Origin of the sequence: Pseudomonas sp. W2-17 (assembly GCF_041060445.1) — a bacterium.
Classification (GTDB): Bacteria; Pseudomonadota; Gammaproteobacteria; order Pseudomonadales; family Pseudomonadaceae; genus Aquipseudomonas.
In genome coordinates this window covers 493,847-506,649 of record NZ_JAUFNS010000001.1, presented here as the reverse complement: position 1 = coordinate 506,649, position 12,803 = coordinate 493,847, and the positions used below count along the sequence as shown (strand labels likewise).

Genomic DNA, 12,803 nt, shown 5'->3' with positions numbered 1-12,803 from the left:
AAACCTTTCATTAATGCGACATAAATTTGCGACACTTCGTCGTCAAATTTGTGAGGACTTGTGTCGCTGTGTACAATGACCTCCCTTTTGCTCCCGCAAAGCCGGCATACGTTCGGCGTGGATGGTAAATGGTTGAATTGAAAAGAAATTTGTCTCGTTAAGAGGCAGCCTGGTGAGAATGTGTCTATGAAAGCAGGTCTGTACCATCCAGAAGAATTCAAGGATAACTGTGGTTTCGGCCTGATCGCCCACATGCAAGGCGAGCCCAGTCATCACCTGTTGCAGACGGCTATCGAGGCCCTGACCTGCATGACCCACCGTGGTGGGATCAACGCCGACGGCAAGACCGGTGACGGTTGCGGGCTGTTGATGCAAAAACCTGACACCTTCCTGCGTGCGGTGGCCACCGAGCACTTCGGCGTAGAGCTTCCGCGCCAGTATTGCGCAGGCATGGTCTTCCTCAATCAGGACGACACCAAGGCTGAAGCCGCCCGCGAGAACATGAACCGTGAAATCCTCGCGGCCGGCCTGACCCTCATCGGCTGGCGCCAGGTGCCGATCGACACCAGCGTTCTGGGTCGTCTTGCCCTCGAGCGTCTGCCGAAGATCGAGCAGGTGTTCATCGGTGGCGAAGGCCTGAGCGATCAGGAATTCGCGATCAAGCTGTTCTGCGCACGTCGTCGCTCCTCGGTGGCCAACGCCGCTGACACCGACCACTACATCTGCAGCTTTTCCCACAAGACCATCATCTACAAAGGCCTGATGATGCCGCGTGACCTCACGGCATTCTTCCCGGACCTCAACGACGAGCGCCTGCAAACCGCGATCTGCGTGTTCCACCAGCGTTTCTCGACCAACACCCTGCCGAAATGGCCACTGGCTCAGCCATTCCGCTTCCTCGCCCACAACGGCGAGATCAACACCATCACCGGTAACCGCAACTGGGCCCAGGCCCGTCGCACCAAGTTCACCAACGACCTGATGGACCTCGATGAGCTGGGCCCGCTGGTCAACCGCGTGGGCTCCGACTCTTCGAGCATGGACAACATGCTCGAGCTGATGGTGACCGGCGGTATCGACTTGTTCCGTGGCGTGCGCATGCTCGTGCCGCCGGCGTGGCAGAACGTCGAGACCATGGACCCGGATCTGCGCGCGTTCTACGAATTCAACTCCATGCACATGGAGCCGTGGGACGGCCCGGCCGGCATCGTCATGACCGAAGGTCGTCACGCCGTCTGCCTGCTTGACCGCAACGGCCTGCGCCCTGCGCGCTGGGTCACCACTAAGAACGGCTATATCACCCTCGCGTCGGAAATCGGCGTGTGGAACTACAAGCCGGAAGACGTTATCGCCAAGGGCCGTGTCGGTCCTGGCCAGATCTTCGCCGTGGACACCGAGACCGGCCAGATCCTCGACACCGATGCCATCGACAGCCGTTTGAAGTCGCGCCATCCGTACAAACAGTGGCTGCGCAAGAACGCCCTGCGCATTCAGGCGACGCTGGAAGACCATGACCACGGTTCGGCCTTCTACAACCCGGATCAGCTCAAGCAGTACATGAAGATGTTCCAGGTCACGTTCGAAGAACGTGATCAGATCCTGCGCCCGCTGGGTGAGCAGGGCCAGGAAGCGGTCGGCTCCATGGGAGATGACACGCCGATGGCGGTGTTGTCCCGTCGTGTCCGCACGCCGTACGACTATTTCCGTCAGCAGTTCGCGCAGGTCACCAACCCGCCGATCGATCCGCTGCGTGAAGCCATCGTCATGTCGCTGGAAGTCTGCCTCGGTGCCGAGCGCAACATTTTCCAGGAGTCGCCGGAGCACGCTTCCCGCGTGATCCTCAGTTCGCCGGTCATTTCCCCGGCCAAGTGGCGCTCCCTGATGACCCTGGATCGTCCGGGCTTTGATCGTCAGATCATCGACCTGAACTACGACGAAGCCATGGGCCTGGAAGCGGCCGTGCGCAATATCGCCGATCAGGCTGAAGAAGCCGTGCGTTCGGGCAAGACCCAGATTGTCCTGAGCGACCGTCATATCGCGCCGGGCAAGCTGCCGATTCATGCATCGCTGGCCACTGGCGCGGTGCACCACCGCCTGACCGAAAAAGGCCTGCGCTGCGACAGCAACATTCTTGTCGAGACAGCAACGGCTCGCGACCCGCACCATTTCGCGGTGCTGATCGGCTTCGGCGCGTCGGCGGTCTATCCGTTCCTGGCGTACGAAGTGCTGGGCGACCTGATCCGTACCGGCGAAGTGCTGGGCGATCTGTACGAAGTCTTCAAGAACTATCGCAAGGGCATCACCAAGGGCCTGCTCAAGATCCTGTCGAAGATGGGCATTTCGACCGTCGCTTCGTACCGCGGCGCGCAGCTTTTCGAAGCCATTGGTCTGTCGGAAGAAGTCTGCGACCTGAGCTTCCGTGGCGTGCCAAGCCGCATCAAGGGCGCGCGTTTCGTCGACATCGAAGCCGAGCAGAAAGCCCTCGCTTTTGAAGCTTGGAGCGCGCGCAAGCCGATCCAGCAGGGTGGCCTGCTGAAGTTCGTCTACGGCGGCGAATACCACGCGTACAACCCTGATGTGGTGGCGACGCTGCAAGCCGCCGTGCAACAGGGCGATTACAGCAAATTCAAGGAATACACGGCGCTGGTGGACAACCGTCCGGTGTCAATGATCCGCGACCTGTTGAAGGTCAAAGAGCTCGACACGCCGTTGGGCATCGATGAAATCGAGCCGCTGGAAGGTATTCTCAAGCGCTTCGACTCGGCGGGCATCTCGCTGGGTGCATTGTCGCCGGAAGCCCACGAAGCGCTGGCCGAGGCGATGAACCGCCTGGGCGCGCGCTCCAACTCCGGTGAGGGCGGCGAAGACCCGGCGCGCTACGGCACCATCCGCAGCTCCAAGATCAAGCAGATCGCGACCGGCCGTTTTGGCGTGACGCCTGAATACCTGGTCAACGCTGACGTGCTGCAGATCAAAGTCGCCCAGGGCGCCAAGCCGGGTGAGGGTGGGCAATTGCCGGGCGGCAAGGTCAACGGCCTGATCGCCAAGCTGCGTTATGCGGTGCCCGGCGTGACGCTGATTTCGCCGCCGCCGCACCACGACATCTACTCCATCGAAGACTTGTCGCAGCTGATCTTTGACCTCAAGCAGGTCAACCCGGCCGCGCTGGTCTCGGTCAAGCTGGTGGCTGAAGCAGGCGTGGGCACGATTGCGGCCGGTGTGGCCAAGGCCTATGCCGACCTCATCACGATTTCCGGCTATGACGGCGGCACCGGTGCATCGCCACTGTCGTCGATCAAGTACGCGGGCTCGCCGTGGGAAATCGGCCTGGCTGAGACCCACCAGACCCTGCGCGGCAACGACCTGCGCGGCAAGGTTCGGGTGCAGACCGACGGCGGCCTGAAAACCGGGCTGGACGTGATCAAGGCGGCCATCCTTGGCGCCGAAAGCTTCGGCTTCGGTACCGCGCCGATGATCGCGCTGGGCTGCAAATACCTGCGCATCTGCCACCTGAACAACTGCGCCACCGGCGTGGCGACCCAGAACGACAAGCTGCGCAAGGACCACTACATCGGCACCGTCGACATGGTGATCAACTTCTTCACCTACGTGGCTGAAGAAACCCGCGAGTGGCTGGCCAAGCTGGGCGTACGTTCGCTGGAAGAACTGATCGGGCGTACCGATCTGCTGGAAATCCTGCCCGGTGAAACCGCCAAGCAGCAGCATCTGGACCTGACGCCGCTGCTGGGCAGCGACCACATTCCGGCCGACAAACCGCAGTTCAGCCAGGTGGATCGCAACCCGCCGTTCGACAAGGGCCTGCTGGCCGAGAAGATGGTCGAACTGGCGATCTCCGCCATTCAGGCCAAGAGCAGCGGCGATTACGAACTGGACATCTGCAACTGCGACCGCTCCATCGGCGCGCGGATTTCCGGCGAGATCGCCAAGCTGCACGGCAACCAGGGCATGAACGATGCGCCGGTGACCTTCCGCTTCAAGGGTACGGCCGGGCAGAGCTTTGGTGTGTGGAACGCCGGCGGCCTGAACATGTACCTGGAAGGCGACGCCAACGACTACGTCGGCAAAGGCATGACCGCCGGCAAGCTGGTCATCGTGCCGCCAAAAGGCAGCCCGTTCAAAACCCAGGACAGCGCCATCATCGGCAACACCTGCCTGTACGGCGCGACCGGCGGCAAGCTGTTCGCGGCGGGCACGGCGGGCGAGCGTTTCGCGGTGCGCAACTCCGGCGCCCATACGGTTGTGGAAGGCACGGGCGACCACTGCTGCGAATACATGACCGGCGGTTTCGTCTGCGTGCTGGGCAAGACCGGCTACAACTTCGGCTCAGGCATGACCGGCGGCTTCGCTTACGTGCTCGATCAGGACAACACCTTCGTTGACCGGGTCAACCACGAGTTGGTCGAGATTCAGCGCATCAGCGGTGAAGCGATGGAAGCCTATCGCAGCCACCTGGAGCGCGTGCTGGCCGAATACGTGACCGAAACCGACAGCGAATGGGGCCGCAACCTCTGGGAAAACCTGGACGACTACCTGCGCCGCTTCTGGCTGGTGAAGCCGAAGGCCGCGAGCTTGAAGTCGCTGTTGTCCAGCACCCGCGCGAATCCGCAGTAAAGCAGCTGCGAGCGGCAAGCTTCAAGCCGCACGCTAACGGCAGCGCGCGAGTGCCTGCGAACATGATTTTCTTGCAGCTTCAAGCTTGGCGCTTGAGGCTGTAGTCAGGAGTTTTAACACCATGGCTGAACGTCTCAGTAACGACTTCCAGTTCATCGAAGTCGGGCGTAAAGACCCGAAAAAGAAACTGCTGCGTCAACGCAAGAAAGAGTTCGTGGAGATCTACGAACCTTTCAAGCCTCAGCAGTCGGCCGATCAGGCGCACCGTTGCCTGGGTTGCGGCAACCCGTACTGTGAATGGAAATGCCCTGTGCATAACTTCATTCCCAACTGGCTGAAGCTGGTGGCCGAGGGCAATATCCTCGCGGCCGCCGAGCTGTCGCACCAGACCAACACCCTGCCGGAAGTCTGCGGCCGCGTGTGCCCGCAGGATCGTCTGTGTGAGGGCGCGTGCACCCTCAACGACGGCTTCGGCGCGGTGACCATCGGTTCGGTAGAGAAGTACATCACCGACACAGCCTTCGCCATGGGCTGGCGCCCGGACATGTCCCGCGTCGTGCCGAACGGCAAGCGCGTGGCAATCATCGGGGCAGGCCCGGCGGGTTTGGGCTGCGCTGACGTTCTGGTGCGCGGCGGCGTGAAGCCGGTGGTGTTCGACAAGAACCCGGAAATCGGCGGTCTGCTGACCTTCGGGATCCCCGAGTTCAAGCTCGAGAAGAGCGTGCTGAGCAATCGCCGCGAAGTGTTCACCGGCATGGGCATCGAGTTCCGCCTCAACACCGAGATCGGCAAGGACATCACCGTCGAGCAGTTGCTGGAAGAGTACGACGCGGTGTTCATGGGCATGGGCACGTACACCTACATGAAGGGCGGCTTCCCCGGTGAAGACCTGCCTGGCGTGCACGATGCGCTGGATTACCTGATCGCCAACGTCAACCGCAACCTGGGCTTTGAAAAGTCGCCGGAAGATTTCGTCGACATGAAAGGCAAGAAGGTCGTGGTACTGGGCGGCGGTGATACGGCGATGGACTGCAACCGCACGTCGATCCGCCAAGGCGCCAAGTCAGTGACCTGCGCCTATCGCCGCGACGAAGAAAACATGCCGGGCTCGCGCAAGGAAGTGAAGAACGCCAAGGAAGAAGGCGTGAAGTTTCTCTACAACCGTCAGCCCATCGCCATCGTTGGTGAGGATCGGGTCGAAGGCGTGAAAGTCGTCGAAACGCGTTTGGGCGAGCCGGATGCACGAGGCCGTCGCAGCCCCGAGCCGATCCCGGGTTCCGAAGAGATTATCCCGGCGGATGCCGTGGTCATTGCATTCGGTTTCCGGCCAAGCCCGGCGTCGTGGTTCGATCCGCAGGGTATTCAGATGGACAGCCAAGGCCGCGTCGTGGCACCGGAGCAGGGCCAGTTCAAGCACCAGACCAGCAACCCGAAGATCTTCGCCGGTGGCGACATGGTGCGCGGTTCTGATCTGGTGGTGACGGCGATCTTTGAAGGCCGGAATGCGGCTGAAGGGATTCTGGATTATCTGGGCGTCTGATGACGCCTGCGGCAAGCTGCAAGCTGCAAGCCACAAGCTAGAAGCAGACGCGATCTGCTTCTACTTGAAGCTTGCCGCTTGAAGCTGATCCAGTCTTGCAACTGCTTCCACATCTGTTTCGTTACCTTCCTCGACTCTCCCGTTCGTGAAAACGTCAGGCACCGCTACGAGTGTCATTACTGACAGTTCCCAACACGATTCAATAAGCTTCTAATTCGGCAAGGTCTCGAACGCTAGCGAGCCTTTCTGAAATTGAATGGAAGCACGGGCCGGTGTCTGGCGGCCTGTTGGATCACGGAGCGAAAAATGAACAAGTTAGTTTGCTGTCTTGGCCTTGCGGCTTTTTTGACCGGTTGCGGTGAATGGGCCGGTGTGAATGAAGGCAAAAAAATCGTCGGAGGAGAGCCAGCCCCGAGAGGGCAGTACCCGTTCTTTGCAGCAATTGTCAAAGAGGATGGGTCGCACCTCTGTGGCGCTGCATTGATTGCGCCGCGGTGGGTACTGACTGCTGAACACTGCATCGACGGCCAGGCGCCTCACTCCGTGAGCATTGGCCTGGAACAATACCGGCCGACTGTCGTCGAGAAGGACCGGGTCAGGATCCAGGCCACCTACGGGCATCCGCTGTTTGATCACAGCGGGCGATACGATATTGCATTGATCAAGCTGGAGCGCGCGGCCAACAGTACCGATTTCCTTGAGTTCGACGGGGCCGAGTCTGTGATGGAGCCGGGGGTTGGCTACCCCGTGACGCTGATCGGGTTTGGGAGAACCGAGACGGGATACGGGCCAGATGTGCTGTATCAAGGCCTTGGCGAGACGCTGGAGGACAAGGCGTGTATCGAAGTGCCTCCCGGCTACCCGGCCACCCACTTCGATCCATTGGTCAACCTCTGCGCCGGATACAATCAGGCGTCTGGCGATTCCGGAGGGCCTCTGCTCTACAAGTCAGGCAGCCACTACCTTGAAATCGGACTGGTCAGTCGTTCGTTGTGGATGAATGCCGGTCAGTACACCAGAGTCGCGTACTTCGCCGACTGGATCAAAGAGACGATGGCGGCCAACCCATAGGGCGTCGACGTCAGAAAAGCCGGCAGGGCATTGATGCGACAAATCGCCACGATAAATAAATGGCACGGCACCGACCGTGCCTTTTGCGTTGGTGTCTGAGAAAATGCCCGCACTTTTTTTCCGGATGCCGACATGACTGCCCTGAAGAACGACCGTTTCCTTCGCGCCCTGCTCAAGCAGCCTGTTGACGTCACGCCTGTATGGATGATGCGCCAGGCCGGCCGCTATCTGCCGGAGTACCGCGCCAGTCGCGCCAAGGCCGGAGACTTCATGAGCTTGTGCATGAACCCGGCGTTCGCCTGTGAAGTCACCCTCCAGCCGCTTGAGCGCTACCCGCTCGATGCCGCCATTCTGTTTTCCGATATCCTCACCGTTCCCGACGCCATGGGCCTGGGCCTGTACTTCGAAACCGGCGAAGGCCCGCGCTTCCGCAAAACCGTCACCACGCTTGCTGATATCGAAGCGCTGCCGATCCCTGACGCCCAGAAAGATCTCGGCTATGTCATGGACGCAGTCAGCACCATCCGCCGCGAGCTTAACGGACGCGTTCCGTTGATCGGGTTCGCCGGTAGCCCGTGGACCCTGGCGACCTACATGGTTGAAGGCGGCTCGTCCAAGGACTTCCGCAAGTCCAAGGCCATGCTCTACGACAACCCGCACGCCATGCACCTGCTGCTCGACAAGCTGGCGCAATCGGTGACGGCGTACCTGAACGGCCAGATCCTGGCGGGCGCCCAGGCGGTGCAGATTTTTGACAGCTGGGGCGGCAGCCTTTCGGCCGCGGCGTATCAGGAGTTTTCACTGGCCTATATGCGCAAGATCGTCAACGGCCTGATCCGTGAGCACGACGGGCGCAAAGTGCCGGTCATTCTGTTCACCAAAGGCGGCGGCCTGTGGCTTGAAAGCATTGCCGACGCTGGCGCCGATGCGCTGGGCCTGGACTGGACCTGCGACATCGGCGAAGCCCGCCGTCGCGTCGGCAACAAAGTCGCGTTGCAGGGCAACATGGACCCGACCGTGCTCTACGCCAACCCAAATGCCATCCGCCAGGAAGTCTCGAACATCCTCGCCAGTTACGGCAGCGGCACCGGCCACGTCTTCAACCTCGGCCACGGCATCACCCCCGAAGTCGACCCGGCCAACGCCGGCGCCTTCATCGAGGCGGTGCACGAAATGTCGGCCAAATACCACCAGTAAGCAGTTCGCAGACCTGAAAACGCCCGGCACATGCCGGGCGTTTTTGTGTGGGGTTCAGGCTGCAGTGATCGTCGGTGCGATATACAACGGCGTTATGGGCGGCTGCTCCCGGTGCTCGGCCTGCCAGAGGTCGTGGCTCATCTGTAACGCCAGCCACATTCGTGCAGTGCTCAGACCGGCGCGTTCCAGGCGGACGGCCAGATCCGGGCTGACCGGCGCACGGCAGTTGATAACCCGAGATAACATCTCACGAGAAAAGTGAAGCCGCCGTGCCATTTCGGAAATTTTGATATTCATCTCCGGCAGCATCTCCTGGATGATTTCGCCAGGGTGGGGAGGGTTGTGCATTCTCATGCGGGAGTCCTTTCTCTTGTTGGGCTGTATAGCTTGCGGTGAGCTCCGATTGCGAGCACTCAGCGCGTGCCGTCAGTGAGAGTGGCTGTGAACGCAAATGTAGGACTGGCTTTAGCCGGGAAGACGTCAGGCGTCACAATACAAAATTGACGGCGCACATAAGGGCCTCTTCCCGGCTGAAGCCGGTCCCACTAAAACGGCGCGCGCATTGCCCGAGATGGTGCTTTCCCACGCGGAGCATGGGAACCATCAACACCAAGCTTTGTGCACGAATTCTCTTTTAAAGAATGCCCGATGTGATCCTTGCCTCAAACCTGCACATTCACCGCCAACGGCTTCACTTTCGCCAGTTTCAGTGCGACGGCGAGGGCGATCAGCAGGAGGGTGCCGATGAAGGCGCCGATGCCGTTCCAGCCGGCGTAGTGCCAGAACACGCCGCCGCCGGTGCCGGCGACGCTGGAGCCTACGTAGTAGCTGAACAAGTAAAGCGACGACGCCTGGCCTTTGGCTTTGATGGCGCGGCGGCCGATCCAGCTGCTGGCGACGGAGTGGGCGCCGAAGAAGCCGAAGGTGAACATCAGCACGCCGACGATCACCACCACCAGGGGGGTGAACATCGTCAACGCCACGCCGACGAGCATCAGCACAATCACGGCCCACAACACGTTGCGCCGGCCCAGTTGATCGGCCAGTGCGCCGATCTTCGCCGAACTGTAGATGCCCGACAGGTACACCACCGAAAACAGGCCTACCACTGCCTGGCTCAGGTTGTACGGGTCGGCCAACAGGCGATAGCCGATGTAGTTGAACAGTGTCACGAACGCGCCCATCAGCAGGAAGCCTTCGAGAAACAGCCACGGCAGCCCGGCATCACGGAATTGCAGGACGAACCCTTCCAGCAGGCTTCGGCCATTGAGCGGTCGTGCGCTGAAATTGCGCGACGGCGGCAGGATCTTCCAGAACACCCCCGCCGCGCCCAGCGCAATGATGCCCATGATCAACAGTGCCGTGTGCCAGCTGACGTAATCGCTCAAGACCCCGGTGATCACTCGCCCACTCATGCCGCCGATGGCGTTGCCGCCGATGTACAGGCCCATCGCCAGGCCGATGTGCTGAGGGTGAATTTCTTCGCTGAGGTAGGTCATGGCGACGGCGGCCAGCCCGCTCAGCGACAGCCCCACGAACGCCCGCGTGATCAGCACGCCCTCCCAAGTGGGCATCAATGCGCTGGCGATGGTGAACAGGGCGGCCGAGAACAGCGAGAACACCATCACCGACTTGCGCCCGAGGCGGTCGGAGATAGGGCCGGTGATGAGCAATCCGATCGCCAGCGTCGCGGTGGACACCGACAGAATCATGCTGCTCTGGGCGGCATTGATGGAGAAGTCCCGCGACAGCACCGGCATCATCGGTTGCACGCAGTACAGCAGCGCGAACGTCGCAAAACCGCCGGAGAACAGCGCCAGCACCGTGCGGATGAAAGCGGGCGTGTCCTTCTCGATGTAGGAATCGCCCAATGGGATGGCCGCTGTGGCGAACTCGGCAGAAGCGACAGGGGATGCAGCAGTATTCACAGGTGACCTCAGACGGAAGAGCGGACGCAGTGGCAAAAGAATATAGCCGGCTAACGATTGCTTCCAATATATTGTTCGACCTGTTTGATAGGTTTGACGACCTAATGGAATGACCGTGGAATTACGACACCTGCGTTACTTCATCGCTGTCGCTGAAGAGCTGCATTTTGGGCGCGCTGCTCAGGCGCTCGGGATCTCGCAACCGCCTTTAAGCCAGCAGATACAGGCGCTGGAACAGGAGCTCGGGGCGCGTCTGTTTGAGCGAACCAATCGACGGGTGGAACTGAGCGAAGCGGGCCGGTTGTTCCTCGACGAAGCCCGCCTGGTGCTGGCGCAGGTCGAGAAGGCGTCGGACGTGGCTCGGCGAGCGCAGCTGGGAGAACTGGGCGAACTGAAAATCGGGTTCACGGCATCCGCGCCGTTCACCTCCAGCATCCCGCAGGCCATCTTCGCGTTTCGCCAGCGCTATCCGGCGGTGCACCTGGCACTTCAGGAAATGAGCAGTCGGGAAGTCGCCGAGCGGCTCGAGAACGAGTCCATGCAAGTGGGCATCATGCGGCCGCTGCCGTTGCCGGATTCACTGGTCGCCGTGGAGCTGCTGCACGAACCCTTGGTGGCAATCCTGCGCTCTGAACATCCACTGGCCGAAGGCTCGGAACGCGGCATTCATCTGCGGGAACTGGCCAGTGAGCCGTTTGTGTTCTTCCCGCGCAGTTACGGCAGCGGGCTCTACGCACAGTTGCTGGATCTGGCGCGGGAGGCGGGCTTCAGCCCGTTGTTTACTCAGGAGGCAGGGGAAGCCATGACCATCATTGGTCTGGTGGCGGCGGGATTGGGCGTGACGGTGTTGCCGGCGTCGTACCAACGCATGCGCATCGACGGGGTGGTGTACCGGACGCTGCTGGACGCGCAGGCTACGTCAGCGGTGTGGCTGGTGCAGCGCAAGGATCAGAAATCGCCCATGGCCAAGGCGTTTGTCGAACTGGTGACGCGCAAGGCGGGATAACTGACCCAGAGCAAAGCAGATGGGTTTGTGGCAGTGGGCTTGCTCACGAAAGTGGCATTACAACCACTGAAGATGGGGTGAATGTACTGACCTCTTCGCGAGCAAGCTCGCTCCCACAGGACCTGCGTCGCTCAGTGATCCGTGACGAATGCAATATGACGACCCCCATCGTTCTGACACCGCGCTCGGCTGCGGCAAACGGCGCTCATGTGGGAGTGAGCTTGCTCACGAAAGTGGCATTACAACCACTGAAGATGCGGTGAATGTACTGACCTCTTCGCGAGCAAGCTCGCTCCCACAGGACCTGCGTCGCTCAGTGATCCGTGACGAATGCAATATGAAGACTCCCCATTGTTCTGACACCGCGCTGGGCTGCGGCAAACGGCGCTTATGTGGGAGTGAGCTGGCTCACGAAAATGGGCATTACAACCACTGAAGATGGGGTGAATGTACTGACCTCTTCGCGAGCAAGCTCGCTCCCACAGGGCTTGCGTCGACCAGTGATTCGTGACGAATGCAAATATGAAGACTCCCCATCGTTCTGACACCGCGCTCGGCTGCGGCAAGCGGCGCTCATGTGGGAGTGAGCTTGCTCACGAACGTGGCATTACAATCACTGAAGATGGGGTGAATGTACTGACCTCTTCGCGAGCAAGCTCGCACACCAGGGCCTGCGTCGCTCAGTGATCCGTGACGAATGCAAATCTGATGACTCCCCATTGTTCTGACACCGCGCTGGGCTGCGGCAAACGGCGCTCATGTGGGAGTGAGCTTGCTCACGAAGACTCAGGTGGGGCGCCGATGATTTGTCGGTTGAACGACCTCTTCGCAAGCAACCTCCTTCCCACACCGCAGCCGTCCAGGCCAGTGAGCGAGGCAAGACGCCTCAACTCACTGGCAAAAACTTACTGCACCTTCGCCAGATCACCCTTCAACGCAACGCCTGCCATGATGGCGCCGGCGTGGCATTCATACGTAGCCGGGTCTTTGCGTTCGATCTTTTTGTAGTAGCTGGCGATGTTGACCACCGCGTTGGCGCCTGCGCCTTTTGCGGCCTCGTTCAACTGCAAGATGGCAGACTGCAAGACCCACTCGCAGGCCTCGTTGTCGCTCTTGTTGAAAGCATTGGTTTTCTTGTTGGTCACCACATTGGGCGACAGCACGGACACCTTGCCTTTTGGCTGTACGCCAGCGAGGTAGAACTTCACGCTGCCGTCGAGTTTCTTCTCCTGAGTCATCTGTGCGACCACCTTGTCGAACGGCAAATACAGCGCCGTGTCCCGAGCCTGGCTGATGCCCGGCAGTGTGCACAAAATGACGGCGGCCGTTGCTGCCCAGACTTTCAATTTCATGGTTTCGCTCCTTGAGGTGTTAACGGGTGTAGAAGATCAGTGAAGTGCCCCGCCGGAAGCGTCTTCCGTTGCGCCGG

General features: G+C 60.6%; 8 protein-coding genes. 5 read left to right on the top strand and 3 right to left on the bottom strand.

Annotated features, from left to right (window positions below; genetic code table 11):
• Positions 1-186: 186 nt before the first annotated feature.
• The 4 genes from gltB to hemE all read left to right on the top strand — a co-directional run bounded on the left by gltB (position 187) and on the right by hemE (position 8,440).
• Positions 187-4,632 carry a glutamate synthase large subunit gene (gene gltB / locus QWI20_RS02250; protein ID WP_369303968.1) on the top strand — a complete coding sequence of 1,482 codons (4,446 nt, stop codon included), beginning with the start codon at positions 187-189 and terminating at the stop codon, positions 4,630-4,632.
• A gap of 121 nt (positions 4,633-4,753) precedes the next feature.
• The gene (locus QWI20_RS02245; RefSeq protein WP_369303967.1) at positions 4,754-6,172 is read left to right on the top strand and encodes an FAD-dependent oxidoreductase; all 1,419 of its coding nucleotides are present in this window, start codon (positions 4,754-4,756) and stop codon (positions 6,170-6,172) included.
• Between the two features lie 306 nt (positions 6,173-6,478).
• Positions 6,479-7,243, top strand: a complete 765-nt coding sequence (locus QWI20_RS02240) for a trypsin-like serine protease (protein WP_369303966.1) — start codon at positions 6,479-6,481, stop codon at positions 7,241-7,243.
• Positions 7,244-7,375: 132 nt separating this feature from the next.
• Positions 7,376-8,440, top strand: a complete 1,065-nt coding sequence (hemE, locus tag QWI20_RS02235; RefSeq protein ID WP_237253542.1) for a uroporphyrinogen decarboxylase — start codon at positions 7,376-7,378, stop codon at positions 8,438-8,440.
• A 54-nt stretch (positions 8,441-8,494) separates the two neighbouring features.
• Here the strand turns inward: hemE and QWI20_RS02230 are convergent, their stop codons facing one another.
• Both QWI20_RS02230 and QWI20_RS02225 read right to left on the bottom strand, forming a co-directional pair.
• Positions 8,495-8,794, bottom strand: coding sequence for a HigA family addiction module antitoxin (locus QWI20_RS02230; protein WP_369303965.1), 300 nt, complete (start codon positions 8,792-8,794; stop codon positions 8,495-8,497).
• A 308-nt stretch (positions 8,795-9,102) separates the two neighbouring features.
• Positions 9,103-10,368, bottom strand: coding sequence for an MFS transporter (locus tag QWI20_RS02225; protein WP_369303963.1), 1,266 nt, complete (start codon positions 10,366-10,368; stop codon positions 9,103-9,105).
• Between the two features lie 115 nt (positions 10,369-10,483).
• On the opposite strand from QWI20_RS02225, the gene QWI20_RS02220 reads away from it, so the two are divergent.
• Positions 10,484-11,374 carry a LysR substrate-binding domain-containing protein gene (locus tag QWI20_RS02220; RefSeq protein ID WP_369303962.1) on the top strand — a complete coding sequence of 297 codons (891 nt, stop codon included), beginning with the start codon at positions 10,484-10,486 and terminating at the stop codon, positions 11,372-11,374.
• Between the two features lie 905 nt (positions 11,375-12,279).
• Here the strand turns inward: QWI20_RS02220 and QWI20_RS02215 are convergent.
• On the bottom strand, positions 12,280-12,726 hold the full coding sequence (locus QWI20_RS02215) for an excinuclease (protein ID WP_369303961.1): 447 nt from the start codon (positions 12,724-12,726) through the stop codon (positions 12,280-12,282).
• Positions 12,727-12,803 lie beyond the last annotated feature (77 nt).